Annotated in this window: 25 protein-coding genes and 1 other RNA gene; 19 read left to right on the top strand and 7 right to left on the bottom strand. The window is 63.2% G+C overall.

Going from position 1 to position 26,642, the window contains the following annotated elements; all coding sequences use genetic code 11:
- Positions 1-68 precede the first annotated feature (68 nt).
- Positions 69-3,587 (top strand): AsmA family protein, encoded by a 3,519-nt coding sequence (locus ABFC66_RS06755; RefSeq protein ID WP_346740180.1) that lies wholly within the window; start codon positions 69-71, stop codon positions 3,585-3,587.
- A 4-nt stretch (positions 3,588-3,591) separates the two neighbouring features.
- On the opposite strand, the gene ABFC66_RS06760 is transcribed toward ABFC66_RS06755, so the two are convergent.
- The 4 genes from ABFC66_RS06760 to ssrA form a co-directional block, all read right to left on the bottom strand.
- Complete coding sequence (locus ABFC66_RS06760; protein WP_346740181.1) at positions 3,592-3,822, bottom strand: ribbon-helix-helix domain-containing protein; 231 nt, start codon at positions 3,820-3,822, stop codon at positions 3,592-3,594.
- Between the two features lie 18 nt (positions 3,823-3,840).
- On the bottom strand, positions 3,841-5,232 hold the full coding sequence (gene fumC, locus ABFC66_RS06765) for a class II fumarate hydratase (RefSeq protein WP_346740182.1): 1,392 nt from the start codon (positions 5,230-5,232) through the stop codon (positions 3,841-3,843).
- 215 nt (positions 5,233-5,447) lie between these two features.
- The gene (locus tag ABFC66_RS06770; RefSeq protein WP_346740183.1) at positions 5,448-5,912 is read right to left on the bottom strand and encodes a ClpXP protease specificity-enhancing factor SspB; all 465 of its coding nucleotides are present in this window, start codon (positions 5,910-5,912) and stop codon (positions 5,448-5,450) included.
- 121 nt (positions 5,913-6,033) lie between these two features.
- Positions 6,034-6,390, bottom strand: a transfer-messenger RNA (tmRNA) gene (gene ssrA / locus ABFC66_RS06775).
- A 213-nt stretch (positions 6,391-6,603) separates the two neighbouring features.
- Between ssrA and ABFC66_RS06780 the strand changes: the two genes are divergently transcribed.
- From ABFC66_RS06780 to ABFC66_RS06810, 7 genes are all read left to right on the top strand, one after another.
- Complete coding sequence (locus tag ABFC66_RS06780; protein WP_346740184.1) at positions 6,604-7,398, top strand: thymidylate synthase; 795 nt, start codon at positions 6,604-6,606, stop codon at positions 7,396-7,398.
- A 3-nt stretch (positions 7,399-7,401) separates the two neighbouring features.
- Entirely contained in the window at positions 7,402-7,896 is a 495-nt protein-coding gene (locus ABFC66_RS06785) for a dihydrofolate reductase (RefSeq protein ID WP_346740235.1), read from the top strand.
- Positions 7,897-7,936: 40 nt separating this feature from the next.
- Positions 7,937-8,746, top strand: coding sequence for a dienelactone hydrolase family protein (locus ABFC66_RS06790; protein WP_346740185.1), 810 nt, complete (start codon positions 7,937-7,939; stop codon positions 8,744-8,746).
- 79 nt (positions 8,747-8,825) lie between these two features.
- On the top strand, positions 8,826-9,935 hold the full coding sequence (locus ABFC66_RS06795) for an S-(hydroxymethyl)glutathione dehydrogenase/class III alcohol dehydrogenase (RefSeq protein WP_346740186.1): 1,110 nt from the start codon (positions 8,826-8,828) through the stop codon (positions 9,933-9,935).
- 90 nt (positions 9,936-10,025) lie between these two features.
- The gene (fghA, locus tag ABFC66_RS06800; protein ID WP_346740187.1) at positions 10,026-10,871 is read left to right on the top strand and encodes an S-formylglutathione hydrolase; all 846 of its coding nucleotides are present in this window, start codon (positions 10,026-10,028) and stop codon (positions 10,869-10,871) included.
- Complete coding sequence (locus tag ABFC66_RS06805) at positions 10,868-12,133, top strand: NAD(P)/FAD-dependent oxidoreductase (protein ID WP_346740188.1); 1,266 nt, start codon at positions 10,868-10,870, stop codon at positions 12,131-12,133. The genes fghA and ABFC66_RS06805 overlap by 4 nt, the downstream gene beginning before the upstream one ends.
- Positions 12,134-12,191: 58 nt before the next feature.
- Entirely contained in the window at positions 12,192-13,112 is a 921-nt protein-coding gene (locus tag ABFC66_RS06810; protein ID WP_346740189.1) for an SMP-30/gluconolactonase/LRE family protein, read from the top strand.
- 70 nt (positions 13,113-13,182) lie between these two features.
- On the opposite strand, the gene ABFC66_RS06815 is transcribed toward ABFC66_RS06810, so the two are convergent.
- Positions 13,183-14,331 (bottom strand): Mrp/NBP35 family ATP-binding protein, encoded by a 1,149-nt coding sequence (locus ABFC66_RS06815; protein ID WP_346740236.1) that lies wholly within the window; start codon positions 14,329-14,331, stop codon positions 13,183-13,185.
- A 164-nt stretch (positions 14,332-14,495) separates the two neighbouring features.
- Between ABFC66_RS06815 and hflK the strand changes: the two genes are divergently transcribed.
- The 4 genes from hflK to ABFC66_RS06835 all read left to right on the top strand — a co-directional run bounded on the left by hflK (position 14,496) and on the right by ABFC66_RS06835 (position 18,279).
- Entirely contained in the window at positions 14,496-15,635 is a 1,140-nt protein-coding gene (gene hflK, locus ABFC66_RS06820; protein WP_346740190.1) for an FtsH protease activity modulator HflK, read from the top strand.
- A complete protein-coding gene (hflC, locus tag ABFC66_RS06825) occupies positions 15,632-16,510 on the top strand; it encodes a protease modulator HflC (protein WP_346740191.1) in 879 nt (292 codons plus the stop codon). The genes hflK and hflC overlap by 4 nt, the downstream gene beginning before the upstream one ends.
- A gap of 25 nt (positions 16,511-16,535) precedes the next feature.
- Complete coding sequence (locus ABFC66_RS06830; protein ID WP_346740192.1) at positions 16,536-16,721, top strand: DUF2065 domain-containing protein; 186 nt, start codon at positions 16,536-16,538, stop codon at positions 16,719-16,721.
- A gap of 76 nt (positions 16,722-16,797) precedes the next feature.
- A complete protein-coding gene (locus ABFC66_RS06835; RefSeq protein WP_346740193.1) occupies positions 16,798-18,279 on the top strand; it encodes a DegQ family serine endoprotease in 1,482 nt (493 codons plus the stop codon).
- Positions 18,280-18,285: 6 nt separating this feature from the next.
- Here the strand turns inward: ABFC66_RS06835 and serB are convergent, their stop codons facing one another.
- On the bottom strand, positions 18,286-19,170 hold the full coding sequence (serB, locus tag ABFC66_RS06840; protein ID WP_346740194.1) for a phosphoserine phosphatase SerB: 885 nt from the start codon (positions 19,168-19,170) through the stop codon (positions 18,286-18,288).
- A gap of 26 nt (positions 19,171-19,196) precedes the next feature.
- Here serB and miaA point away from each other — a divergent pair, with 26 nt between their 5' ends.
- From miaA to ABFC66_RS06875, 7 genes are all read left to right on the top strand, one after another.
- On the top strand, positions 19,197-20,147 hold the full coding sequence (miaA, locus tag ABFC66_RS06845; protein WP_346740195.1) for a tRNA (adenosine(37)-N6)-dimethylallyltransferase MiaA: 951 nt from the start codon (positions 19,197-19,199) through the stop codon (positions 20,145-20,147).
- 145 nt (positions 20,148-20,292) lie between these two features.
- The gene (locus ABFC66_RS06850; RefSeq protein WP_346740196.1) at positions 20,293-22,050 is read left to right on the top strand and encodes an acetolactate synthase 3 large subunit; all 1,758 of its coding nucleotides are present in this window, start codon (positions 20,293-20,295) and stop codon (positions 22,048-22,050) included.
- 126 nt (positions 22,051-22,176) lie between these two features.
- Complete coding sequence (ilvN, locus tag ABFC66_RS06855; protein WP_346740237.1) at positions 22,177-22,689, top strand: acetolactate synthase small subunit; 513 nt, start codon at positions 22,177-22,179, stop codon at positions 22,687-22,689.
- A 34-nt stretch (positions 22,690-22,723) separates the two neighbouring features.
- Positions 22,724-23,743: a ketol-acid reductoisomerase gene (gene ilvC / locus ABFC66_RS06860; protein ID WP_346740197.1), complete on the top strand. Its 1,020-nt coding sequence runs from the start codon at positions 22,724-22,726 to the stop codon at positions 23,741-23,743.
- Between the two features lie 159 nt (positions 23,744-23,902).
- Complete coding sequence (locus tag ABFC66_RS06865) at positions 23,903-24,607, top strand: aspartate/glutamate racemase family protein (protein ID WP_346740198.1); 705 nt, start codon at positions 23,903-23,905, stop codon at positions 24,605-24,607.
- 60 nt (positions 24,608-24,667) lie between these two features.
- Positions 24,668-25,009, top strand: a complete 342-nt coding sequence (locus ABFC66_RS06870) for a cupredoxin domain-containing protein (protein WP_346740199.1) — start codon at positions 24,668-24,670, stop codon at positions 25,007-25,009.
- A gap of 18 nt (positions 25,010-25,027) precedes the next feature.
- Positions 25,028-25,888, top strand: a complete 861-nt coding sequence (locus ABFC66_RS06875) for an FTR1 family protein (RefSeq protein WP_346740200.1) — start codon at positions 25,028-25,030, stop codon at positions 25,886-25,888.
- A 1-nt stretch (position 25,889) separates the two neighbouring features.
- On the opposite strand, the gene ABFC66_RS06880 is transcribed toward ABFC66_RS06875, so the two are convergent.
- On the bottom strand, positions 25,890-26,597 hold the full coding sequence (locus ABFC66_RS06880; protein WP_346740201.1) for an alpha/beta hydrolase: 708 nt from the start codon (positions 26,595-26,597) through the stop codon (positions 25,890-25,892).
- Between the last annotated feature and the right edge of the window lie 45 nt (positions 26,598-26,642).

Raw genomic sequence — 26,642 nt, forward strand, 5'->3', positions numbered from 1 at the left:
GGCGCGCCGGTCTGAGACAGCCGGCCGCTCATGAGCTCGACCATCCTCGCTGAAGTTCGGAGACAATTTTGAACTCGGTTCTGTCCTACATCGCAGGGCTCGTCATTCTGCTGCTGATTGCAGCGTTGGTGGGCCCGACTTTCGTCGATTGGAACCAGTTTCGTAACCAGATCGAGGCGCAGGGGACGAAGCTGACCGGGCGCGAGCTCAAGATCGGCGGCGACATCAGTTTCACCGTGCTGCCGGCGCCGCATCTGACGATCAACGACGTTTCGCTCTCCAACCTGCAAGGTGGCGCGAACCCCGACTTCCTGCGTTTCGGCCGGATCGATGCGGAAGTCGCCCTGGCGCCCCTGCTGAGCGGCGAGGTTACGGTATCGAGCGTCACCGTCTCGCATCCGCAGGTTCATCTCGAAGTGATGGGCGACGGCCGCAGCAACTGGCGCGGTCTCGTTGCCGACTCGCTGCGTGAGGAGGGGCTATTCGGTCTGGCCTCGATCAGCCTTGAGAAAGTGACGCTCGATGATGGCGCCTTCACCTATTTCGACCATCGCAGCGGGCGAAGCTGGCGCGTCGATCATGTGAACGGCGCGGTGATGGCGACGTCGCTGCTGGGGCCGGTTCGCGCCAATCTCAAATTGACCGCGAATGACATTCCGCTCGCGTTGCGTCTCGCCGTCGGCAACTTCGCCGGAAGCAAGGCGTTCCCCGTGACGGCGGAATTGCAGACGCTGGCCCAGCCCGCGAAGCTTCTTTTTTCCGGCGTGTCGACGGGCCTTTCGAGCGGCGTGCGGTTCGATGGAACCGGCAGATTCGAATTCGGCTCGACGAAGACCGAGGATGGCCAGAAGCCCAAGGCGCCGCTGCGCATCGAGGCGGGCGTCGTGGTCGGCGACGATCAGGCGGCTTTCCGCAACCTCGTCGTCGCCATGGCGGGAACCACGCTCAAGGGCAACGCACAAGCGGAGTGGAGCAAGCGCCCGCGTGTAAATGTGTCGCTCGACGGCGAGGCGCTGACGCTCGATCCCTTGGCCGACCGCATAGCCGAGTTTCTCAGCAGCAGCAAAGTGCCGTTCGGGGCCTTCGCGACGCTGCCGGTGCCCGGCGCGATGGACGCGCGCGCGGATGTGAAGGTCGGCGGTCTCCTCATTCACGATGTGCTGGTGCGCGACGCAAGCCTCGCCCTGTCGCTTGACGATGGCAAGCTGAGCATCGACCGCGCAGCAGGCGATATCGGCGGCGGTACCCGGTTCGAAATCACCGGGGCGCTTGCGCAGGGTGCCGATGGCGGCCGCTTCGACGGCAAGGTGAAGGCGACAAGCCGCAATATGGGCGCCCTCGCGAACTGGCTTGGAAGTCTGGGCGATGTGCCGGGGCAGGCCCGCGACAAAAAGGCTGAACAGCCTGTTCCGTCCGTGTTTGCGAAAGAGCCGAACCGCGCTTTCTCATTTGCCTCGAAGATTCAATTGTCGGAAGGCAATCTCGCCTTCAACGGTCTTACCGCCGCCTATGCACTCAATCCCGATGCTGCCGATCTCGCGGGCGATCTCGCGTTCAGCGCGCGCGACGGCAGATTGCTGCTGCGCGGTGCGCTCGCGGCCAAGGCGTTCGATCTGGATCCGCTGATCGCACTCTGGCCGGCGACGGCGCCGAAGCTTCCGGCATTGCTCGACACCAATGATGTCGACCTTGCCTTGAAGGCCAACAAGCTCGTCGTCGGTGGCGAGCCGGTGACCGGGCTCGACATGTCGGCGGCAATGACCAAAGGCGAACTCGACCTCAGGCATTTCGCCGCTGCCGACATTGCCGGCGCGAAGGTGGCGGCCGCAGGCGTCATCTCGGGATTGACGAGCGGCGACATTGCGACGCTGAAGGGCAATATTCACGGTGAACTCGCAGCCGACAAGACGGATCGGCTATTCGCGCTGGCAGGGCTGGACGCGCCAGGCATCGCGGGGCCGCTGCAACTGACGCTCGATACGACGTCGGGCGAAGGCGAGGACAAGCAGACGCGGCTCGACACGCTGATGCTGAAGGGCATGGCGGATGGAAGCCGCGTGGATGCCGTGCTCAAGCTTGCTCACGCGGCAGACGGGAAAATCGAACATATCGACCTTCTCGCCAATGCGGCCAATACCGACGGTCGCGCATTGCTTTCGCAGCTCGGGCTGAGGCCGGGCGATGCCGTGTCCGGCGCCGGTACCGCATCGTTGCAGATGGCGGGTACGGCGGAGCAGCCTTACGACACGTCACTCCGCGTGAATGTCGGGCAGGGCACGTTCAATGCGAAGGGCGAGTTGTCCGATCCATTTGGCAAAGCTGCCTTTGCAGGACATGTCGACATTTCCGCGTCGGAAATTTCGCCGGTTCTCGCCGCCATCGGCGTCGGGCGCGGCGTTTCCGATTTCACCGTCGCGCAGGCTGCTGGCCCGAGCTTCGTCTTTTCGAGCGATGTGAAGCGGGATTCCTCGGCCCTCGCCTTGACCAATCTCGAAGCGGTCGCGGGGAACCTGCATTTTTCCGGAGAGGCCACGTGGACGGTCCCGGCGGAGCAGGGCAAGAAGCCGGTGCTTTCCGGCAGGTTCGAGGCAAATGCACTGGACCTCACGCCTCTGTTCGCCACGAGTCCGGCCGACAAGGGATCGCTTTGGCCGACTGCGGCCCTTGACTGGTCGGTCCTCGGCGCGTTTGACGGCGATGTCGAGTTGAAAGCCAGGGCGTTGAAACTCGCCAACGCACGGATCGACGAGGGCGACATGCATCTCGCGCTCGCCGACGGCGTTCTTTCGGTCATGCCTTTTTCCGCCAAATTCGCCGATGGGAGTGCGACGATCGGCGCCCGCATCGACAGCGGCAAGGGCGGCGAGGCGTCTATCGCGCTGAACATCGCCGTCGAGGGCGCCGATATCATGCAGGTCGGCACGGAAGCTCTCGGCTCGTCATTCGGTACGGGCCGGATGGACTTCAATGCGGAGTTGGCGGGTCATGGCCGAAGCTGGCTTGCTTTCGTGTCCTCGATTTCGGGCACGGGCAGGATGAAGACACGCAATGCGGGCCTCGCGCCGCTCGATCTGCCTGTCTTTTCCGAGGGGCTGAAGACCTTGAAGTCGCTCGATCAATTCGCCGCCCTCGAAGGGTCGGCATTGGGTGGCGGCAATACGCCCGTGGCAGGGCTTGATGGCGACTTTGCGGTGAAGGATGGCGTCGCGCAGCTGAACCGCGACGCGCTGGAATTCAAGGGCGGCAAGGGCAAGCTTGCGGCCATGCTCGATCTTGGCAGACGCGCCGCCGATGCGGAGCTGACCGTTACGCTCGATGAGCCGCAGGGCGCGCCGGCCTTCACCACGACCGTCGCGGGAAAGCTGGGGTCGCTTGAGCGGCGCAACGACACGGTCGAGCTTCAGGGGTTCGTTGCGAAGCGCATCATCGCCGACACGGCGAAGGCGGCAGGCGTTGAAAACATTCCGGCTGAAATGAAGAACCTGCTGGGGCTCACCGATGAGGAGCTGAAGGCGAAGGGTCCGGCCGCTGCCGGAATTCCACTGCCGATGAAACGCCCGGCGCAGGCCGAGTCCGCAATGCAGTAATGCCTCAGGTGGTGCAACTGGCCTTGTTCCTGAAATGGGCAAGGACATGGACGCGGACGGCGCCTGAAAGATTGCCTTCGCTGTCGCGGTTCTCGTCGATGCGCCGGACCAGTTCGTTCACCGAAATGTCTTCGGAACAGGCGATTTCCTTGAGCGCATCCCAGAAGGGGCGCTCAAGGGAAATCGAAGTGCGGTGACCCGCGATGCTGACGGAGCGCTTGATCTCGGTTGGCATGCGCGGGTCTCCCGATTCTTACTCCGGCGCGATCATTTTCTCCGGGCGGACGACGGCGTCGAATTCCTCATTCGTCACGTAGCCGCCGCCGACGGCTTCCTCGCGGAGCGTCGTGCCGTTCTTGTGCGCGGTCTTGGCGATCTTGGCGGCGTTGTCGTAGCCGATCTTCGGCGCGAGCGCGGTCACGAGCATCAGCGAGCGTTCGAGCGCGGCCTTGATGTTGTCCGTGCGGGCTTCGATGCCGACGACGCAATTGTCGGTGAAGCTCACCGCCGCGTCGGCCATGAGTCGAACCGACTGCAGGAAGTTGTAGGCCATCACGGGGTTGTAGACGTTGAGCTCGAAGTGGCCCTGCGATCCGGCGAAGGTGAGCGCGGCATTGTTGCCGAAAATCTGCACGCAGACCTGCGTCATCGCCTCGCACTGGGTCGGGTTGACCTTGCCCGGCATGATCGACGAGCCGGGCTCGTTCTCCGGCAGCGACAGCTCGCCAAGGCCGGAACGCGGGCCGGAGCCGAGGAGGCGGATGTCGTTGGCGATCTTGAAGAGAGAGGCCGCGACGGTGTTGATCGCGCCATGGCTGAAGACCATCGCGTCATGGGCGGCGAGCGCCTCGAACTTGTTCGGCGCGGTGGTGAAGGCAAGGCCCGTGATCGCGGCGATGCGCTCGGCGACCTTCTCGGCAAAGCCGATCGGGGCGTTGAGGCCGGTGCCGACGGCGGTGCCGCCCTGTGCGAGCTGCATCAGCGCGGGCAGCGTCTGCTCGATGCGGGCGATGCCGTTCGTGACCTGCTGCGTATAGCCCGAAAATTCCTGACCGAGCGTCAGCGGCGTCGCATCCTGCGTGTGGGTGCGGCCGATCTTGATGACGTCCTTCCACTCCACCGACTTGGCGTTCAGCGCGTCGCGGAGCTTCTTCAGAGCGGGGAGAAGGCGGTGAACGATCTCCTCGGCGCAGGCGACATGCATCGCGGTCGGGTAGGTGTCGTTGGATGACTGCGACATGTTCACATGGTCGTTCGGATGAACGGGCTTCTTGGAACCCATCTCGCCGCCGAGCATCTCAATGGCGCGGTTCGAGATGACTTCGTTCGCGTTCATGTTCGACTGCGTGCCGGAACCCGTCTGCCAGACGACGAGCGGGAAATGCTCATCGAGCTTGCCGTCGATGACTTCCTGCGCGGCCTTGATGATGGCTTCGCCGATCTTCGGGTCGAGGCGGCCGAGCGCCATGTTGGTTTCGGCGGCGGCGCGCTTCACGATGCCGAGGGCGCGGACCACGGGGAGGGGCTGCTTCTCCCAGCCGATCTTGAAATTGCCGAGCGAGCGCTGCGCCTGTGCGCCCCAATATTTGTCGGCCTGGACTTCGATGGGGCCGAATGTATCGGTTTCGGTGCGGGTCTTGCTCATATCGCGCGCTCCTGAAGGCTTTTTCGATGGGCGCTGATTTAGCACGGGGGGAAGCGGGGGGGAAGGATGGGGGAGGTCTCCCTTCCTTAGCCGTCATGGCCCGGCTTGACCGGGCCATCCACGTCTTTTCCTCCCGATTCGCGCTTAATATAAGGCATGGGAAGCCCCGCATGAAGCGGGACGCGACGGAATAGAGGGAGAAGTAATCGGGAGGACTACTTCTTCCGGAAGGCGTCGAGGCTTACCACGGCGCCGTCGCCGGACGGCGCTGCCGGGGCTTCCTCTGCCCTCGCCTCGGCTTTCGGCGTTTCCGACACTTCAGGCTTCGCCACCTCGAACTGCAGGCCGAACTGGACGCTGGGGTCGAAGAAGCCCTGAACGGCAGAATAGGGGACGACCAGCGTTTCAGGGATCTTGTTGAAGGTCAGATCGACCGAGAAACCGTCGTCGCGCACATCGAGGTTCCAGAACTGGTGCTGGAGGACGATGGTGATTTCCTCGGGATATTGCTTGCGCAGCTTCTCCGAAATGCTGACGCCAGGGGCATCGGTGCGGAAGGAGATGTAGAGGTGATGCTCGCCGGGCAACCCCTTCTTCAAGACGACGTCGAGCGCGCGCTTGATAACGCCACGCAGCGCTTCCTGCGCCATGAGGTCGTAATGCATCAGGTCTTCGGCCAAAGGAAATCTCCACTCGCGAACATGCTGGGCCTCTGTACCGGCCTCAGCGCGCTGATTCAATCAGCGTTTGGGAGGGAGGTCCAGATGTTAGAAAGGATGCGGCGTCGAATGGGGGAGTGAAAGTGGGGGTTTCTGTTGCCAGGTACCCCCGAACCCCGCCTTAACCGGCTAAAGTCAAGGACTTCAATCGAAGTGCTGGCACTGCATTACGCAGCGACGGCAACCTCAGCATAGTTGTCGTTGGCAACTATAAAACGGCCCGATGACGGCGGAACCATGCCGGGCAAAAGAACTACTTTTACACCCTCGTCGATCCTAGTTCGCCCCCAGGAATTCCCGCCACGACGGGGAGATAATTGGTGGAGGCGCCGGGTACCGCCCCCGGGTCCGAATGGCTTATTATGTAGCCCGTTTATCACCATAGTCAGCCGAAGCTGACAGGCCTTATATAGGCGTTCCTCATCCGAAAATAAAGGACGCCTCGCGCGGTGTGCGCTTAGGCCTGCACTTTCGACTCGAGTCCCAGATTCGTGCAAAAAAGTGCCTGAAATCAGGGCATTGCCCCAATTCGCGATGGAATCGGGCGAGTTGAAATTGAGAATTGAAATTGTCTGTGGATAGGCCGTCTGCGGCGATGCGCTGAAGGCGCGCGCGCTGTAAGCTTCCAATACGAATCCCCGGAGCGAAGCCGATGAAGCAGTATCTCGACCTGATGCGCCACGTGCGCGACCACGGCGTCAAGAAGACCGACCGCACCGGCACGGGTACGCTCAGCACCTTCGGCTGGCAGTCGCGCTACGACCTTGCCGACGGCTTCCCGATGGTCACGACCAAGAAGCTGCATCTGAAATCCATCATCCACGAGCTGCTCTGGTTCCTCGCGGGCGACACCAATATCGGCTACCTCAAGGCGAATGGCGTCGGCATCTGGGACGATTGGGCGGACGAGAAGGGTGATCTGGGTCCCGTCTATGGTCATCAGTGGCGCTCCTGGCCCGCGCCGAACGGCGAGAAGATCGACCAGATCAAGAACCTGATCGAGCAGATCCGGAAAAGCCCGGACTCGCGCCGTCTCATCGTTTCGGCTTGGAATGTCGCCGATGTCGATCACATGGCGCTGCCGCCTTGCCATTGCCTGTTCCAGTTCTATGTCGCTGAGGGCAAGCTCTCCTGCCAGCTCTATCAGCGCTCGGCGGACATCTTCCTCGGCGTGCCTTTCAATATCGCCTCCTATGCGCTTCTCACCATGATGGTGGCGCAGGTGACGGGGCTCGAAGCCGGAGAGTTCATCCACACCTTCGGCGACGCGCATCTTTATTCGAACCATCTCGACCAGGCGAACCTGCAGCTTTCGCGCGAGCCGAAGCCCCTGCCGAAGATGCGCATCAACCCCGATGTGAAGTCGATCTTCGATTTCACCTATGACGACTTCAAGCTCGAAGGCTACGAGGCCCATCCGCATATCGCGGCGCCGGTCGCTGTCTGAATGGTGCATATCAGCTTCGTCATCGCCATTGCGGAGAACGGCGTCATCGGCCGCGATAATGCGATGCCCTGGCGGCTTTCCGGCGATATGGCTTTCTTCAAGCGAACGACCATGGGCAAGCCCATCGTGATGGGCCGCAAGACCTACGAGTCCTTTCCCAAAAGACCGCTGCCCGGCCGGCCTAACCTCGTCGTCACGCGTGGCGCGAATTACGAGGCGCCGGGCGCTGAAGTTTTCTCTTCACTCGATGGCGCCATCGCCCGCGGCGTCGAGCTTGCGGGTGAGGGCGGTGAGGTGATGATCGTGGGGGGCGCCGATATCTACCGGCAGGCCCTGCCGCGCGCGACACGCATTTACCTCACCGAAGTTCACGCGAAGCCGGAAGGCGACGCCCATTTCGATTTCGACCGTGCGGGCTGGCGCGAGATTTCGCGCGAACGCCATGCCGCAGGAGAAAAGGACAGCGCCGATTATTCGTTTGTCGTGTTGGAGAGGTAGTAGTCGCGCTTGATCGACACGGGAAAGGATTGAGTGACGAATGACCACCTCCGAAATGAACCTTCCTGCAAGCCTGCACTATGTCAGCTTTTCCTCGCTGCATGACAAACCGCTGACCGTTGCCGCGCGGCTGCGTATTCCGCATCGCGATGGAAAGCTTCCCGCCGTCATTCTTCTGCATGGATCTGCCGGCCCCTCTGCGCGCGAGGGCGGTTATGCCGATGTGCTCAACGCGGCAGGCTTTGTTACTTTGGAGCCGGATCAATGGGCAGCGCGCGGTCTGGCGGGCGGCGCCGAAGGTCGGCCGAAAACCGTCGCCGAGACGCTTCCCGACCTTTATGGCGCGCGGGATTTTCTCGTCAAACATCCGAAGGTCGATGCCAGCCGCATTGGCGTCATTGGCTTTTCCTTCGGCGGCGTCGCGGCAATGCTGGCGGCGACGAAGGCGCACAACGACATGTTCCTGCCGGGCGGGGCCTTTGCGGCGCTCATGCCTGTCTATCCATCGACCTGGATTTTCAACCACGTGCCGGGATTTGAGTTCGGCAATCTCGTCGACGCGCCGGTCATGTTGGTGACGGGCGAACTCGACCAATATGACAATGACCCGACGGTGTCGGCGAAACTTGTCGAGGGTCTGAGCGAAGAGGACCGAGCGAAAGTCGGCATCGAGGTGATGTCGAATGCGCATCACGGTTTCGACATGCCGGGCGTCGACGTCGAAGTGAATGACCCCTTCGGCAATCAGGGCAAAGGCGGCCGCGTGATCATGCGCCACAACCCCGAGGCGACTGCGAAGGCGCATCTCCTCGCCGCTGCTTTCTTTTCGGAAACGATGCGGCGTCGCTGAAGGGGCAATCGAGGCTTGTCGCAGCGGCGTCATGCGGCGAGAATGGCGCGCCTTTCAATCAGACCTGTGGAGTAGCGAAATGGACGTGCGCGCGGCAGTGGCATTCGAGGCGGGCAAGCCGCTTGAGATCGAGACGGTGCAGCTCGAAGGCCCGAGGGAAGGCGAGGTGCTGGTCGAGGTCAAGGCGACCGGCATCTGCCACACGGACGCATTCACGCTTTCCGGTCAGGACCCCGAAGGATTGTTCCCCGCCATTCTCGGTCATGAAGGCGCGGGCGTCGTGGTCGAAGTGGGCGCGGGCGTGAAGTCGCTGAAGCCGGGCGATCATGTCATTCCGCTCTACACGCCCGAATGCCGTGAGTGCAAAAGCTGCACGAGCCACAAGACCAATCTCTGCACCTCGATCCGCGCCACGCAGGGCAAGGGCCTGATGCCGGATGGCACGAGCCGCTTCTCCTACAAGGGCAAGCCGGTCCTGCACTACATGGGCTGCTCGACCTTTGCGAATTACACGGTTCTGCCTGAAATCGCGCTGGCGAAGATTCGCCCGGACGCGCCTTTCGACAAGGTTTGCTACATCGGTTGCGGCGTGACCACGGGCATCGGCGCCGTCATCTTCACGGCGAAGGTGGAAGCGGGCGCGAATGTCGTCGTCTTCGGTCTCGGCGGCATCGGTCTCAACGTCATTCAGGGCGCGAAGATGGTTGGCGCCAACATGATCGTCGGCGTCGATCTCAACCCGGCGCGCGAGGGTCTCGCGCGTCAGTTTGGTATGACGCATTTCGTCAACCCGAAGGAGATCAAGGGCGATCTCGTCGCGCATCTCGTCGAGTTGACTGGCGGCGGCGCGGACTACAGCTTCGAATGCATCGGCAATGTGCACACCATGCGCCAGGCGCTTGAATGCTGCCATCGCGGCTGGGGCGTCTCGACGGTCATCGGCGTCGCGGGTGCCGGTCAGGAAATCTCCACCCGTCCGTTCCAGCTCGTCACCGGCCGCGTCTGGAAGGGCTCGGCCTTTGGCGGCGCGCGCGGCCGCACCGATGTCCCGCGCATTGTCGACTGGTACATGGACAAGAAGATCAACATCGACGATCTCATCACCCACATTCTGCCGCTGGAGCGCATCAACGAAGGTTTCGACCTGATGCACGAAGGCAAGTCGATCCGCTCGGTCGTCGTTTACTGACGCTGGCGAGGACGCCTGAGATCGGCCTGGTGATGCCGCGTGGAGAACTTCCGGCGAGTTCTGCGGCATCATCAATTTGTTCGAGGTACCATGACCATTGAGTTCATCGAGTCCCATCGCTGCTTTTCCGGAACGCTTCACATCTGCCGGCATCAGTCGGAGGCGACGGGAACGCCCATGCGCTTTTCCGCCTATGTGCCGGATGGCGATGGGCCGTTTCCCGTTGTGACATTTCTTTCCGGCCTCACCTGCACGGAAGAAAACTTCACCGTGAAGGCGGGCGCTTACAGGAAGGCATCGGCGCTGAAGCTCGTCGTCATCGCGCCGGATACCAGTCCACGCGGCGAAGGCGTCGCCAACGATCCGGCATACGATCTGGGTCAGGGTGCGGGCTTTTACCTCGATGCGACCGAAGCGCCATGGGCGCCGCATTTCCGGATGGAAAGTTACATCGCAAAGGACTTGCAACAGGTCGTCGTGGAGAACTTCCCGGCAGACATGAAACGGCAGGGCATCACAGGCCATTCCATGGGCGGGCATGGCGCGCTGACGCTGGGGTTGAAATATCCGGGGCTCTTCCGTTCCATTTCCGCATTTGCGCCCATCGTCTCGCCGACGCGCTGCCCCTGGGGCGAAAAGGCCTTTACCGCCTATCTCGGCGCCGACCGCGAAACATGGAAAGCGCACGACGCCACGCTTCTCATCGAAGCGGGCGCGGCGAAAGGCCATTACGAAACGATCCTTGTCGATCAGGGCGAGGCCGATAGTTTTCTCGAAGCGCAATTGAAGCCGCAGCTTCTGGAAGAGGCTTGCGCGAAGGCCGGGCAGAAACTTGTGCTGCGCATGCATCCCGGCCACGACCATTCCTATTATTTCATCCAGACCTTCATCGACGATCATCTCGCTTTCCACGCCGCAACGCTTCTCGCGTCATGAGCGGCGAGGTCGACATCGCCATTATTGGCGCTGGCGCGGCGGGCATTGCGGCCGCGCGGCGCGCGCAGGACTACGGGCTTTCCTTTGCGCTGCTTGAGGCGCGGGACCGTATCGGCGGGCGTTGTCACACCGACACGGACACGCTCGGCGTGACATGGGATCGCGGCGCGCATTGGCTGCATTCGGCAGCCGTCAATCCGCTGACGCATATGGCCGAGGCGCTCGGACACCCCTATCTCAAACGCGAAAGCTTCATCGACCGCACCCTGCATCTCGGTTCGCGTCTTGCCACCGAGGCGGAGAAGGCGGACTACCAGCGCGCTATCGACGCCGCTTTCGAAGCCGTCGACGCGCTGGGCGAGAAGGGGCTCGATGTGCCGGTGGCTGAGGCGCATGATCGGGGCTCGCGCTGGTATCGCCTCATCGAACATCTCCACGAGGCGATCAGCGCCTTTCCGCCGGAGCGTATTTCCGCGCTCGATCTCTATCGCTATTACGACAGCGGCGAAAACTGGCCGCTGATCCGCGGCTATGGCGCATTGGTGGAGGCGCTGGGCTCGCATCTGCCCGTCTCTCTCGGAACGCCGGTGACAGCGGTGGATTGGTCAGGACGGGGCGTCGCAGTCGAAACACCAAAGGGAAGGGTGCGGGCGAAGGCCGTCATTGTCACCGTTTCGACGAATGTTCTGGCGCGAGGACTTATCCGCTTTTCGCCCGTCTTGCCGTCCGCGATGCAGCGCGCCCTCGACGGCGTGCCGACGGGTGTGGCGAACAAGGTCGCGATCAAATTCTCGCGCGATGTCTTCGGCCTGCCCGATACGAGCTATGCCTCGTTCATGGATGAGCGCGATCCTGCGCGCCACGCGCTCAGCTTTCAGATCAGGCCTTTCGGACAGGAGCTTGCAATCGCCTATCTCGGCGGGCGCTTCGCCGAAGAGATGGAGGGACAAGGCGAGGCCGCGATGATCGACATGGCAACATCCGCGCTTGCCGACATGTTCGGCTCGTCGATCCGTGGTGCAGTCGAAGGAGCGGTTGCGACCGGCTGGGGTGCGGACCCTTACGCGCTCGGCGCCTATTCGTCGGCGCTGCCGGGACATGCGGAGGATCGGCTCAGGCTCGCGGAACCCGTGGGCGAGCGCATCTTCCTTGCCGGGGAGGCCGTTCACCCAAGCTGGTTCTCGACCGTGCAGGGCGCTTTTCTTTCAGGCCGCGATGCCGTGGAGAGGGCGTGCCTCGCCATCGGCCATTGCTCTTGCTGAAAGCCATTGCCAGAATGGCTGCATCGAAAAACACGAAAATTCAATCAGGGAGGATTTCATGTCTCAGCCGAAACTCATCGCGAGCGGCCTGCAGTTTCCGGAAGGCCCCATCGCCATGCCGGATGGCAGCGTCATTCTGGTCGAAATCAAGCGCGGCACGCTGACTCGCGTTCACCCGGGCGGAAAGACGGAAGTCATCGCGACTACCGGCGGCGGCCCGAACGGCGCGGCCATCGGCCCGGACGGCGCCTGCTACATCTGCAATGACGGCGGCTTCGAATGGCATGAAGTCGGCGGCCTCACCATTCCGGGCGACAAGCCTGCGAATTATTCGGGTGGCCGCATCGAACGCGTCGATCTCAAGACCGGCAAGGTCGATGTGCTCTACACGCATTGCAACGGCAATCCGCTGATCGGCCCGAACGACATCGTCTTCGACAAGCATGGCGGCTTCTGGTTCACCGACCACGGCAAGGGCGATGGCCGCATTCAGTATCGCGGCGGTCTCTACTACGCGAAGATCGACGGCTCGCTCATCAAGGAAGTGGCATTCCCGGTGCTCTCCGCGAATGGCGTCGGCCTCTCGCCGGATGAAAAGACGGTCTATGTCGCCGACACATTTTCGGCGCGCCTCTTCGCTTTCGACATCGTCGCGCCCGGTGAAGTGGCTCCGCCCTCGGGCCCCGGCGGTCCGGGCCGTTATGTCGGCACGGCGCCTGGCCATTGCTACTTCGACTCTCTTGCGGTCGATGCGGAAGGCAATATCTGCGTGGCGACGCTGCTTCATGGCGGCATCACGACCTTCTCGCCGGATGGCTCGAAGATCACGCATACGGCCTTCGACGACGTCCTTCCGACCAATATCTGCTTCGGCGGCAAGGATCTGAAGACCGCCTTCATCACGCTTTCGGCCTCGGGGCGTCTCGTCGCCGTCGAATGGCCGACGGCTGGTTTGCCGCTCAACTTCCTGAACAAGTAAGAGCGGTCGTTACGCCACTACACTCTGCGTCATGCCCCGGCTTGTCCGGGGCATGACGGATTGGAGTTGGTTATTCGACGCTGATCTTCGGCGCCTTGCGGGCGCCGGCGCCGAGAGCGCTGTCGATATGCGCGCCGACGCGGCGCGCGATCTCGATGAAGACTTTCGCTTCCTCGCTGTCGGGCGCGGTGGCGACGATCGGCGTGCCGGCGTCCGAGGTTTCGCGCACCGCCATGTGCAGCGGCACTTCGCCGAGGAAATCGCAGCCGAGCGTTTCGGCCATCTTCCGCGCGCCGCCCTGACCGAAGATGTAGGATTTCTCGTTCGAGCCGGGGCTGACGAAATAGGCCATGTTCTCAACGATGCCGAAGACGGGCACGTGGGTCTTCTCGAACATGGCGAAGCCCTTGCGCGCGTCGATGAGCGCAATCTCCTGCGGCGTCGAGACGACGACGGCGCCTGTCAGCGGAACGCGCTGCGCCATGGTGAGCTGTGCGTCGCCGGTGCCGGGCGGCATGTCGACGATGAGCACGTCGAGTTCGCCCCATTCGGTTTCGCCAAGCATCTGCATCAGCGCCGACTGCACCATCGGACCGCGCCAGATGGCCGCCGTGTCTTCCGGCACGAGATAGCCGATCGACATGGTCTTGAGCCCGTAATTGGTCTTGGGCTTCAGCTTTTTCGTTTCGGTCACTTCGGGCTTGCCCGTAAGGCCGAGCATGCGCGGGATCGAGGGGCCGTAAATGTCGGCATCGAGCAGGCCCACACGGCGGCCGAGCTTGAGGAGGCCGAGCGCGAGATTGACGGCGACCGTCGACTTGCCGACGCCGCCCTTGCCGCTGGCGACCGCGACGATGGCCTTGATGCCGGGCATGTTGATCGGCCCGCCCTGCGGCGCAGGCCGCTGCGGCGCCTCGTGCTTGTGGTCGCCGTGAGAGTGGTCATGCGCGGGGCGCGGAGCCGGCTGGTCGCGATGCGCGGTCAGCACAGCGGTGACGCTGAGAATGCCCGGAAGCTTGCGCACCGCTTCCTCGCATTGCCGCCGCAGCGGTTCGGAGGTCGGTCCGCGCTCCGGCGCGACCTCGACGCTGAAGCCGACATGGCCTTCGCGAACCACGAGGCCCTGAATGAGACCGGCGGAGACGACGTCCCTGCCGCTCGCTGGGTCGATGACGGCGGAAAGCGCCTTGAGAATATCTTCTTTGGATGCGCGGTTCATGCTCTTGCCTTGATGGGCCGGAATGCCCACATGCGAGTGTGCCTGGCGCGCCTGCGGCGCGGCGGGGCCCCGGGGCGCGCGTTGCGCCTTGGGGGTGAGTGTCATATAAACCCCGGTAAGAACAAAACCAACACCGGCGAATTTCCCCAGATGAAGGAAACTTGATGCCCTGGAGCAATCAGAATGGCGGCGGCGGAGGCTGGCAGGGCGGAGGTGGCGGCAATAGAGGACCATGGGGGCAGGGCCCCTCGGGTGGCGGAAACCGGCCGCCGGACCTCGACGAACTGATCCGGCGCGGTCAGGACAAGATTCGCGAAATTCTTCCCGGCGGCACAGGCGGCTCTCGCGGCCCGGCTCTTCTGCTGGGCCTTGCCGTTGTTGCCATCGTGGCGTCGACCAGCTTTTTCCGCGTCGACACCGACCAGCAGGGCATCGTGCTGCGCTTCGGCCAGTTCGTGCGCACCGAGCAGCCCGGCCTTCATATGAAGCTTCCCTATCCGATCGAGACGGTCGCGAAGCCGACGGTGACGCGCGTCAACCGCACGGACATCGGCACGCGCGAAGGCGGCGGGCCGTCGGCGGAGGAAGGGCTGATGCTGACCGGCGATGAGAACATCGTCGATATCAGCTTTTCGGTTTTCTGGCGCATCAAGGACGCGCCGGATTTCCTTTTCAAGGTCGAGGATCCCGAGCGCGCAGTGAAGGCGATGGCCGAAAGCGCAATGCGTGAGGCCGTGGGCCAGTCGAACATTCAGGTTCTTCTGACGACGGGCCGCGCCGAGGTTCAGACCAGGGTGCGCGATCTCATGCAGTCTGCGCTCGACGCCTATGGTGCGGGCATCGTGGTGACGGAAGTGAAGCTCCAGAAGGTCGATCCGCCGTCGGCCGTCATCGATGCCTTCCGCGACGTGCAGGCGGCGCGCGCCGATCAGGAGCGCCTCCAGTACGAGGCGAATACCTACGCCAATACCGTGGTGCCCAAGGCGCGCGGCAAGGCCTCGCAGATCACGCAATCGGCTGAAGCCTATCGCGAGCAGATCGTCGCCGAGGCGGAAGGCGAAGCGAAGCGCTTCCTGTCGGTCTATGGCGAATACAAGAACGCCAAGGATGTTACGCGCCGGCGCATCTATATCGAAACGATGGAGGGCGTCCTGGGCGGCATCAACAAGGTGATCGTCGATCCGAAGAACGGCAGCGGCGTGCTGCCTTATCTGCCTCTTTCGGGCTTGAAGCCCTTGTCGCCGGTATCGGGCAACACATCCGCCGGATCATCCGCGGCTACGGGTTCGGAGGCGGGCCAATGAACAGGTCAATCGGTATCGGCGTCGTCGGCGCTCTCGTCGTCGCAGCAGTTGCGGCCTATCTCTCGCTCTTCACGGTGACCATGACGCAGCAGGCCATCGTGTTGCAGTTCGGCCGTCCGGTCGGGCAGGTCATCACGGAACCCGGCCTTTATGTGAAGGTGCCGCTCATCCAGAACGTCGTCTATATCGACAAGCGGCTTCTGACCCTCGAGTCTCCGACTGAAGAAATCATCGCTTCTGACCAGAAGCGTCTCGTGGTCGACGCCTTCGCGCGCTACCGCATCGTCGATGCGCTGAAGTTCTATCAGGCCGTCCGCGATCCGCGCCTCACCGAGACGCGGCTGCAGCCGAGCTTCGGATCGGCATTGCGCAACACGCTGGGCGACAACAGCCTCGAAGCGTTGGTGCGCGACAATCGCGCCGGGCTGATGCGGAAGATTCAGGAGAACTTCAACAAGACGGCGAGCGATCTCGGCATCGAGATCGTCGATGTGCGCATCCGCCGCGCGGACCTTCCCGAGGCGAACAGCCAGGCGATCTTCCGCCGCATGCAGACCGAGCGTGAACGCGAGGCGGCTGAAATCCGCGCTCAGGGCCAGGAACAGGCGCAGCGTATCCGCAGCAAGGCGGATCGCGACGTGACCGTGCTGCTGGCGGACGCCGAACGCGATGGACAGATCGTCCGCGGCGAGGGCGATGCGACGCAGAACAAGATCTATGCCGAGGCTTTCGGCAAGGATCCCGAGTTCTTCGCCTTCTATCGCTCCATGCAGGCCTACAAGAAGGCATTGGGCGGCGAGAGTTCGACGATGGTCGTGAGCCCGGATTCGGAGTTCTTCCGTTATTTCGGCAATGAGGGCGGCGTGAAGCCCTGATGGCCCAGGTGCCGAGGCTATCGGCTTGACCGACCTTCTCTCTGCGTTGGGCCTGGTGCTGGCGATCGAGGGGGCGCTTTATGCGGCCTTTCCCGGTCCCATGCGCCGGGCGCTTGCCGCCATCGGTTCCCAGCCTGAAAATGCGCTTCGACGCACAGGCATGCTTGCACTTGTCCTCGGGGTTGTGCTCGTCTGGCTGGTAAGGGGATAGCGGCCGGGGCAGGCCGCACGCGAGGTTGAAGGAACGACGTTCGATGGCGCGAGTGGGCTTTGTGAGGGAGTGGGGCATGCGAGCGGCCTTGGCCGGGCTCCTGGTCTCGGCAGGGTTTTTCGGCTTCGGCCTGCAATCGGCCGAGGCGCGCATGGTTCCCCAAAGCCTCGCCGAGCTTTCCGCGAAGCTGTCGCCCGCCGTCGTCAATATCTCCACGACGCAGACCGTTACCGGGCCGGCCAATGACTCCGACGAGGGCGACCTCGATGGGCAGAGCGGTCAGGGCGATGACGATAGGGGCGGCGATGGAGACGGCGATTCCGCCAATCCCTTCGGCCAGCCAGTGCCCGAGGCGCCGGTGCCGCCGGGTACGCCCCAGAAGGTGCAGTCGCTGGGCTCGGGCTTTGTCGTCGACCCAACGGGGATCATCCTCACCAACAATCATGTGATCGAAGGCGCCGACAAGATCGACGTGACCTTTTCCGACGGCACGACGCTGCCTGCGAAGCTGAAGGGCCGCGACGAGAAGACGGATATTGCCGTGCTGAAGGTCGAGTCCAAGACGCCGCTCGCCTATGTCCGCCTCGGAGACTCCGAGAAGCTGCGCGTCGGCGACTGGGTCATGGCGATCGGCAATCCCTTCGGCCTCGGCGGCTCCGTGACGGCGGGCATCGTCTCGGCGCTCAACCGCGATATCCATGCGGGCAGTTACGACGACTTCATCCAAACCGATGCGGCGATCAATCGCGGCAATTCGGGCGGACCGCTCTTCGCGCTCAATGGCGAGGTGATCGGCATGAACACGGCGATCATCTCGCCGTCCGGCGAATCCGTCGGCATCGGTTTTGCCACACCCTCCAGCACGATCGCGCCCGTGCTCGCGCAGATTCTCGAATATGGCGAGATGCGCCGTGGCTGGATCGGCGTACGCATTCAGTCGGTGACGCAGGAGATTGCGGAGACGCTTGGTCTGCCGCAGGCGCATGGCGCCTTGATCGCCGGCCTGACGGCGGGCGGCCCGGGCGAGAAGGCCGGTCTTGAAGCAGGCGATCTCGTGACCGGCTTCGACGGTCATCCTGTGCGCGAAATGCGCGATCTGCCGCGGCTCGTCGCCGAGACGGAAATCGGCAAGCAGGCGGAGATCGAAATCCTGCGGGGCGGAAAGGTGAAGACCCTGACGGTGAAGGTCGGCCGCCTTGCCGAAGCCGACTCCAAGGCGAAGACGAAGGAGAAGCCCGCGGCGAAGGCGCCTGCGGCGGAAAAGACCAAGGTGCTCGGTCTCGATCTCGTCACCGTTACGCCGGATATGCGCGAGCACTTCAAGCTTGGCGTCGATGTTGAAGGCGTGCTTGTGCTCGAGGTCGATCCGACGAGTTCTGCGGCGGACAAGGGCATAGAGCCGGGCGATGTCGTCATCCGCGTCGGTCAGGCCAATGTGCGTTCGCCGAAAGAAGTCGTCGCGGCCGTGGACGCGGAGAAGAAGGCAGGGCGCACGTCCGTTCTTCTGCGGCTTCTCAGCGGCAGCGCCCCGCGCTTCGTGGCATTGCCGCTGAAATAGATTGCGTCAGCCTTTGATTTCTTCCCTGCGGTAGCCCTGCAGATAGAGCAGCGCCGTCAGGTCGCCATGGTCGATGCGCGCGTCGGCGGCTTCCGCGACGACGGGCTTTGCGTGGAACGCAACGCCGAGGCCCGCTTCCTCGATCATGCCGAGATCGTTGGCGCCATCGCCCACTGCCATGGTCGCGTGAGGAGCGAGCTTCAATTCCTCGCGCAGGTTCACCAGCGACTCGATCTTGGCGTAACGGCCGAGGATCGGCTCGCCCACTTCGCCCGTGAGCTTGTCGTCGGCGAAAATCAGCGTGTTGGCGCGGTTGAGATTGAAGCCGACGGCGGCAGCAACGCGCTCGGTGAAGAAAGTGAAGCCACCGGAGACGAGGGCGCAGGTTGCGCCATTCGCGCGCATGGTGCCGACAAGGGCGCGTCCGCCCGGTGTCTCGACGATGCGTTCGGCATAGACTTTTTCGAGCGAGGCGAGGGGAAGGCCCTTCAGGAGTCCGACGCGCTCTTTCAGCGCCGGCTCGAAGGCGATCTCGCCGCGCATGGCGCGTTCCGTGATCGCTGAAATACGGTCCTTGATCCCCAGTTCTGCGGCCAGTTCGTCGATGCATTCCTGCTGGATGATCGTCGAGTCCATGTCGGCGACGAGAAGGCCCTTCTTGCGGTTGCCCGCGGCCTGAACGGAAAGATCGATCTTCGTGTCCGAGAAGGCCGCGCGGATCGCAGCCTCGACGGCTTTTCCGTCCTCGGCTTCGAAATGGATGTCGCAGGCGTGACCCGGTGCGAGCCAATCCGGCGCGGAGGGTGAGGGCAGAATGGTGCCGGCGGCGGCGACATGGGCTTCGGAAAGTGCCGTGGCGCTGTTACCGATCAGGGTGAGGGTGTATTTCATCGGGCGAACCGGAAAAGAGGGTGATCTTGAGCGAGCCGCTCACGACCAAAGGTGCGATCCTTATTGCAGGGCCGACCGCGAGCGGCAAGTCCGCGCTGGCGCTCGCTCTGGCCGAGAGGCTGGACGGCGAGATCGTCAATGCGGACTCGATGCAGATCTACCGCGAATTGCGCGTCCTCACGGCCCGGCCCTCGGCGGCGGAGGAAGCTCGCGTCCCTCATCACCTCTATGGCGTTATTTCGGGCGCGGAACTCTGCTCGGCGGGCCGCTGGTCGCTCATGGCGGTGAAGGTTATCGCCGATATCGAGGCACGGGGCCGCGTCCCCATCGTCGTCGGCGGCACGGGGCTCTATTTCAAGGCGCTGATCGAGGGCTTTTCGCCCATTCCCGACGTGCCCGACGAGGTGCGCGAGGCGGTGCGGGCGGAAGTCGAGGCGGCGGGCGAGGACGCCCATGCGCTCCTTCAGGCAGTCGATCCGGCCCTTGCCGAGGTCATCCGCCCGTCCGACCGCCAGCGCATCGCCCGCGGCGTCGAGGTTGCCCGGGCGACGGGACGGCCCCTCAGTGCATGGCAGAAAGAGCCGCGCGAGCCGTTGCTGGCCGGAAATATCGCCAAAATCGTGCTGGCGCCGGACCGCGCCTGGCTTCGCGCGCGCTGCGATGCGCGTTTCGAGGCGATGGTGCAGGTGGGCGCCATCGAGGAAGCCCGCGCGCTGGCCGCAAGGAACCTTGCCCCGGAGCTTCCGGTGATGAAAACCCTCGGGCTCAGGCCGCTTATCGACTATGTATCTGGAAAGATTGAGCTTTCCGAAGCCGTTGCGCTTGGGCAGGCGGAGACGCGGGCCTATGCGAAACGGCAGGAGACCTGGCTCAGGACTCAGATGATTGCGTGGCAGACCTTTTCAGAGCAAGATTCAGAAAGGCTTAAGGCCATTATCTTTTCATTTATTGACGATTTGGGGTTGACCCGTCCCTGAGCCGCCGCTAGGTTGCCCGCGCTTTTAAGGCCCCCTCGTTCGCATGGCCCGGTCTGTCCGGGCCATCCATGTTTTGGAGGCGGCGAGGAGACGTGGATGGCCCGCATGAAGCGGGCCATGACGCACAAACGGAAGGAATCGACCCATGGCTGCCCAGGAACTGACAGGCGCCGAAATTGTCATCAAGGCTCTGGTCGACCAGGGCGTGGACACGATTTTCGGCTATCCGGGCGGCGCGGTGCTTCCGATCTATGACGCGCTCTTCCAGCAGAACAAGATCCGCCATGTCCTCGTCCGCCATGAGCAGGGCGCCGTCCACGCGGCGGAAGGCTATGCGCGTTCGACGGGCAAGCCGGGCGTCGTCCTTGTGACCTCCGGCCCCGGCGCGACCAATGCCGTCACCGGCCTCACCGACGCGCTGATGGACTCGATCCCGCTCGTCTGCCTGACGGGTCAGGTCGCCACGCATCTCATCGGCAATGACGCCTTTCAGGAATGCGACACGGTCGGCATCACGCGCCCCTGCACGAAGCACAACTGGCTCGTCAATTCGGCGAAAGAGCTGACGCGCGTCATGCATGAGGCGTTTTATGTCGCGACCAACGGCCGGCCCGGCCCGGTCGTCATCGACATTCCGAAGAACGTCCAGTTCGAGAAGGCCGAATATGTCGGCCCGCAGAATGTCGTCCACAAAACCTATCGTCCGAAGGTGAAGGGCGATATCGAAGCGATCAAGGCGGCGGTCGATCTGATCGCCACCGCGAAGAAGCCGATCTTCTACACGGGCGGCGGCATCATCAATTCGGGCCCTTTCGCCAGCCAGCTGCTGCGCGAATTCGTGAAGCTCACGGGCTTCCCGATCACGTCGACGCTGATGGGCCTCGGCGCGTTCCCCGCATCCGACAAGCAGTGGCTCGGCATGCTCGGCATGCATGGCACATACGAAGCCAACAATGCGATGCATGACTGCGACGTCATGATCAATATTGGTGCGCGCTTCGATGACCGCGTGACGGGCCGCATCGACGCTTTCGCGCCGAACTCGAAGAAGATCCATATCGATATCGACGCCTCGTCGATCAACAAGATCATCCGCGCCGATATCGGCATTGTCGGCGATGCTGGCCATGTCCTCGAAGACATGATCCGCATCTGGAAGTCGAAGGCCGTGAAGATCGACAAGGCCGCGCTCGCCGACTGGTGGAAGCAGATCGACCATTGGCGCGACCGTCGCTCGCTCGACTACAAGAAGTCGGACGAGATCATCAAACCGCAATATGCGATCGAGCGTCTCTACCAGCTGACCAAGGACCGCGAGACCTACATCACGACCGAAGTCGGCCAGCATCAGATGTGGGCGGCGCAGCACTATCACTTCGAGAAGCCGAACCGCTGGCTGACCTCGGGCGGCCTCGGCACGATGGGCTACGGCCTGCCGGCGGCCATCGGCGTGCAGATCGCGCATCCCGACGCCCTCGTCATCGACATCGCGGGCGAAGCCTCGATCCAGATGTGCATTCAGGAAATCTCGACCGCCATGCAGTTCATGGCGCCGGTCAAGATCTTCATCCTGAACAACGAATATATGGGCATGGTGCGCCAGTGGCAGGAATTGCTGCATGGCGGCCGCTACTCGCACTCCTATTCGGAGTCGCTGCCCGACTTCGTGAAGCTCGCCGAGGCCTTCGGCGCGGTGGGCATCCGGGCGAAGACGCCCGGCGAGCTCGACGACAAGATCAAGCAGATGATCGACACCCCCGGACCGGTGGTTTTCGACTGCGTGGTCGACAAGTTCGAGAATTGCTACCCGATGATCCCCTCGGGTGCTGCCCATAATGAAATGATCCTGGGCGACGACCCCGAAGCCGCCATGGTCACGGAAGAGGGCAAAATGCTCGTTTAACGGCTTTTCGGCCCCCAAAAGGGGCCGATTGCCCTTTCGCGCCGGGCCTCCCCTGGGCTATAGAGCCGGGGCAAAGCGGGGCAGGCGCTCGCCTTTATGTGAAAAACCAAGCCCGCAGGTACGATGATGAGCAACGAGAGCAATATCGAACGGCACACGATCGCCGTGCTCGTGGACAACGAGGCGGGTGTGCTCGCGCGCGTCATCGGGCTTTTTTCGGGCCGCGGCTACAATATCGAGAGCCTGACGGTTGCCGAGGTCGATCAGGCCGAGCACACCTCGCGGATCACAATCGTGACGGTCGGCACGCCCATGGTGATCGAGCAGATCAAGGCGCAGCTCGCGCGCCTCGTGCCGGTGCACAAGGTCGTGGACCTGACGGTCGACACCAAGGCGGTTGAGCGCGAAATGGCGCTCATCAAGGTTTCGGGCTCCGGAGACAAGCGCGTCGAAGCGCTGCGCCTCTCCGATGCCTTCCGCGCGCGCGTCATCGACACGACGCATAATTCCTTCGTGTTCGAAGTGACCGGCGCGCCGGACAAGATCGACGCCTTCATCGGGCTGATGCGCCCGCTGGGGCTGGTGGATGTTTCGCGGACAGGTGTCGTCGCTATCGCGCGCGGCCCCGAGGCGATGTGACGGATTAAACGGAAAGTCGAAAAGGACGAGAGCCATGCGCGTTTATTATGACCGCGACGCAGACGTGAACCTGATCAAGGGCAAGAGAGTTGCCATCATCGGCTATGGCAGCCAGGGCCATGCCCACGCGCTCAATCTGCGCGACTCGGGCGTGAAGGAAGTCGCCGTCGCGTTGCGCGAAGGCTCGGCCACCGCGAAGAAGGCGGAAGGCGAGGGCCTGAAGGTTCTCTCCGTCGCCGAAGCCGCGAAGTGGGCCGACGTGCTCATGATGCTCACCCCGGACGAGCTCCAGGGCGACATCTACAAGGATCACCTGCACGCCAACATGAAGCCGGGTGCGGCGCTTCTTTTCGCCCATGGCCTCAACATCCATTTCAACCTGATCGAGCCGCGCGCCGACATCGACGTGCTGATGGTCGCGCCGAAGGGCCCCGGCCACACGGTGCGTTCGGAGTACAAGCGTGGCGGCGGCGTGCCTTGCCTCATCGCCGTCCATCAGGACGCGAGCGGCAATGCCCATGACGTCGGCCTCTCCTATGCCTCGTCCATCGGTGGCGGCCGCGCCGGCATCATCGAGACGACCTTCCAGGAAGAGTGCGAGACGGACCTTTTCGGCGAGCAGGTCGTGCTCTGCGGCGGTCTGGTCGAACTCATCCGCGCTGGTTTCGAAACGCTGGTCGAGGGCGGCTATGCCCCCGAGATGGCCTATTTCGAGTGCCTGCACGAAGTGAAGCTCATCGTCGACCTCATCTATGAGGGCGGCATTGCCAACATGAACTACTCGGTCTCGAACACCGCCGAATATGGCGAGTACGTCACGGGCCCGCGCATCATCACCGCCGAAACCAAGGCCGAGATGAAGCGCGTTCTCACCGACATCCAGACCGGCAAGTTCACGCGCGACTGGATGCTCGAGAACAAGGTCAACCAGACCAGCTTCAAGGCCATCCGCGCCCGTAACGCCGCCCATCCGATCGAGGAAGTCGGCCAGCGTCTGCGCGCCATGATGCCGTGGATCGCCGCCAACAAGCTCGTAGACAAGGACAAGAACTGACGCGATCTCGCGAACAGCCCGAAGTTGCATGAAGGGGCCCTCCGCGAAGATCGCGGGGGGCCCTTTCTCTTTCCGGGCTGCGATGACTGCCGAATGTCATCCGGGCTTCACGCGAGGATGACAGTTAGAAATGAACAGCTGAGGTGGAAGGAGAGCGACATGCCCCCATCGTCTCAACGTCACGGCGCCGACATTGCCTTTCTGCATACGGCGGCGATCCATATCGACACCTTCGATGCGCTTGGCCGCGAGATCGCGCCGGAGCTGAAGCTCACTCATGTCGTGCGAGAAGATCTGCTCGCTGCGGCGGAAAAGGCGGGGCGCGTCACTCCGGCTCTCGTCCTCAAGACGCGGGAAGCGCTGCTGGCGCTCGCCGATGGCGGCGCGCGCGTCGTCGTCTGCACATGCTCGACGCTGGGCGCGGTGGCCGAGGCCGCGAACGCGGAAGCTGCGGTGCCCGTCCTTCGCATCGACCGACCCATGGCCGACCTCGCCGTGCTGCAGGGTCACCGTATCGGCGTTGCGGCCTGCGTGCCCGCGACAGTGCCGAACACCGAGGCGCTGATCGCCGAGTCGGCGCATGCAGTGGGCCGCGACTTCGAGCTTGAGACCTTTCTCTTCGACGATGTCTGGACGGCGTTCCGGGAGGGGAGGCTGGACGACTATTACCAGGGCATCGCGGCGCGCGTCGCCGAGGTGGCCGGACGGGTCGATGTCATGGTCCTCGCCCAGGCCTCCATGGCCCCTGTGGCTGTTCTTTGCCATAATCTCCCGGTTCCGGTGCTCGCGAGCCCCCGGATCGGCTTCGAGGCGGCAGCCCGCCTTGCGCGCGGGGGAGACACAATGCGGCGAAATGCGCGTTGACATAAATTGAGAATGATTATCAGATGCCGCAAGTTTACTTCGCTCAAACTGCGGACTGACATGATCATGCGCAATTTCCTGCCGGCGGCGGCTGTCATCCTCGCTCTCGGGGCCGCGGGTCCGGCGCTAGCCGAAGACCCGCTCACCTTCGAAATCAAGATCAAGGATCACAAGTTCGATCCTGCGGTTCTCGAAGTTCCGGCGGGCAAGGAAATCAAGCTCATCGTCAAGAATCTCGACGAGACGCCCGAGGAATTCGAGTCGGCGGAGCTCAACCGCGAGAAGATCATCGGCGGCGGCAGGCAGGGCATCTTCTACTTCGATCCGCTGAAGCCCGGGACCTATCCCTTCTTCGGCGAGTTCAATCAGGCGACGGCGCAAGGCAAGCTGATCGCCAAGTAATAGTTAAGGTAGTTCGCCATGCTTGCGACCCTCATCATCGTCTTTCGTGAAGTCATCGAGGCGGCGCTCGTCCTCAGCATCGTTGCGGCTGCGACGAAAGGCGTGGCGGGCCGCAACAAGTGGCTGGTGCTCGGCGTGCTGGGAGGCATTGCGGGCGCGGCTCTTGTCGCCGTCTTTGCCGGCACGATTTCGGAATCGCTGGAAGGCGTGGGGCAGGAAGTCTTCAACGCCAGCGTGCTCTTCGTCGCCGTCATCATGCTTGCCTGGCACAATGTCTGGATGAGCAGCCATGGCCGCGAGCTTGCCGCGGAAATGAAGGCGGTCGGTCACGACGTGTCGGTGGGTACGCGGCCGCTTTATGCGGTGGCCATCGTTGTCGGCATGGCGATCCTGCGCGAAGGTTCGGAAGTCGTGCTTTTCCTTTACGGCATTGCGAGCGGCGGCGTCGGCGCATCGGGCCTGCTGCTCGGTGGCGCGATCGGCGTGGTCGCTGGTGCGGCGCTCGGCTTCGCGCTCTATTTCGGACTTCTCAATCTTTCGACGCGCCACCTCTTCTCGGTGACGAGCTGGATGATCCTTCTGCTCGCGGCGGGCATGGCGGCGCAGGGCGCGAATTTCCTGACACAGGCCGGTCTTCTGCCGTCGCTCGGCACCGGGCTCTGGGACACGTCGGCGATCCTGCCGGATGGCGGCTCGGGATTTGCCGGTATCATCGGACAGACGCTGCACACGCTGGTCGGCTACACGGCGCGGCCCTCGGGCATCCAGCTGGTCTTCTATGTCGGAACGCTCATCCTCATCGGCGGCGCCATGAAGCTTTATGGCAATGTGCGGACGCAGACGACGCAGGGCAGCGTCGCCCCGCACCCGGCGGCCTGATTCAATAAAACCAGGAATTGACGCCTGAGCGGTCGAAGGGCTGCCAGGCTCCTTCCGGCAGCGCCAGTCGGTCGGCAATCGCCCAGAGCACGAGCGGATTGACGCTCATGCCCATATGGCTCGCCTGAACCTCGATATTGTCCGTTTGCGGACCTTCCGTTTCCCGGCAGGCTTCCCATGGCACAACGCCATCTGTCTTTGAGTAGATGGCGGTGCAGGGCACGGGCGGTGCGACGCGCAGGCGCTTGGCGAGTTCCGGGTCGTAGCTTCCATCCATCCTGTAGCCGGCGGCGAAGGGGCTTCCGAGCGTGATGACCTGGCGCACCAGCGAGGGCTGCTCGCGGGCGAGCTCTCGCGCATAGATGCCGCCGAGCGACCAGCCGATGATGCTGACGCGGCGCTGGTAGCGGTCCGACAATTCCTTGAAGCGGTCGCGCACGCCCTGGCGGATCTTCTCGCTCGGGCCCCAGTTCATGCCGAGCTTCCAGGGGTGAACCTGATAGCCGAGCGCCTGGAGATAGCGGCGCAGCACCACGGTCGAGCCGTCGGAGGTGAGCATGCCGGGCAGCACGAGCACGGGATGCCCGTCGCCGCGCGGCGCATGCATCAGCGCGGGAAGCGCGGGCACCATGGAGCCCAATTCAAGAAAGACGCGGAGCTCTCCGAGCCGGGAAAAGAGGCTCGGCTCTTCAGGCGCGGAAAATGGCATGAAAACTCCGGGGTGACGCAGAGACGGAGGGCATGTTAGCGCGTC

The sequence above is a fragment of the Parvibaculum sp. genome (assembly GCF_039680535.1).
In the GTDB taxonomy this organism is placed as follows: domain Bacteria; phylum Pseudomonadota; class Alphaproteobacteria; order Parvibaculales; family Parvibaculaceae; genus Parvibaculum.

Bases quoted from the DNA above. Each gene is read 5' to 3' on its own strand.
- hflK (WP_346740190.1), top strand. From the start codon at position 14,496: ATGCCCTGGAGCAATCAGAATGGCGGCGGCGGAGGCTGGCAGGGCGGA.
- ABFC66_RS06835 (WP_346740193.1), top strand. From the start codon at position 16,798: ATGCGAGCGGCCTTGGCCGGGCTCCTGGTCTCGGCAGGGTTTTTCGGC.
- fghA (WP_346740187.1), top strand. From the start codon at position 10,026: ATGACCATTGAGTTCATCGAGTCCCATCGCTGCTTTTCCGGAACGCTT.
- ABFC66_RS06810 (WP_346740189.1), top strand. From the start codon at position 12,192: ATGTCTCAGCCGAAACTCATCGCGAGCGGCCTGCAGTTTCCGGAAGGC.
- ABFC66_RS06795 (WP_346740186.1), top strand. From the start codon at position 8,826: ATGGACGTGCGCGCGGCAGTGGCATTCGAGGCGGGCAAGCCGCTTGAG.
- fumC (WP_346740182.1), bottom strand. From the start codon at position 5,232: ATGAGCAAGACCCGCACCGAAACCGATACATTCGGCCCCATCGAAGTC.
- ABFC66_RS06805 (WP_346740188.1), top strand. From the start codon at position 10,868: ATGAGCGGCGAGGTCGACATCGCCATTATTGGCGCTGGCGCGGCGGGC.
- ilvC (WP_346740197.1), top strand. From the start codon at position 22,724: ATGCGCGTTTATTATGACCGCGACGCAGACGTGAACCTGATCAAGGGC.
- ABFC66_RS06870 (WP_346740199.1), top strand. From the start codon at position 24,668: ATGATCATGCGCAATTTCCTGCCGGCGGCGGCTGTCATCCTCGCTCTC.
- ABFC66_RS06880 (WP_346740201.1), bottom strand. From the start codon at position 26,597: ATGCCATTTTCCGCGCCTGAAGAGCCGAGCCTCTTTTCCCGGCTCGGA.
- ABFC66_RS06780 (WP_346740184.1), top strand. From the start codon at position 6,604: ATGAAGCAGTATCTCGACCTGATGCGCCACGTGCGCGACCACGGCGTC.
- ABFC66_RS06875 (WP_346740200.1), top strand. From the start codon at position 25,028: ATGCTTGCGACCCTCATCATCGTCTTTCGTGAAGTCATCGAGGCGGCG.
- ABFC66_RS06790 (WP_346740185.1), top strand. From the start codon at position 7,937: ATGACCACCTCCGAAATGAACCTTCCTGCAAGCCTGCACTATGTCAGC.
- ABFC66_RS06815 (WP_346740236.1), bottom strand. From the start codon at position 14,331: ATGAACCGCGCATCCAAAGAAGATATTCTCAAGGCGCTTTCCGCCGTC.
- hflC (WP_346740191.1), top strand. From the start codon at position 15,632: ATGAACAGGTCAATCGGTATCGGCGTCGTCGGCGCTCTCGTCGTCGCA.
- ABFC66_RS06865 (WP_346740198.1), top strand. From the start codon at position 23,903: ATGCCCCCATCGTCTCAACGTCACGGCGCCGACATTGCCTTTCTGCAT.
- ABFC66_RS06760 (WP_346740181.1), bottom strand. From the start codon at position 3,822: ATGCCAACCGAGATCAAGCGCTCCGTCAGCATCGCGGGTCACCGCACT.
- ilvN (WP_346740237.1), top strand. From the start codon at position 22,177: ATGAGCAACGAGAGCAATATCGAACGGCACACGATCGCCGTGCTCGTG.
- ABFC66_RS06850 (WP_346740196.1), top strand. From the start codon at position 20,293: ATGGCTGCCCAGGAACTGACAGGCGCCGAAATTGTCATCAAGGCTCTG.
- serB (WP_346740194.1), bottom strand. From the start codon at position 19,170: ATGAAATACACCCTCACCCTGATCGGTAACAGCGCCACGGCACTTTCC.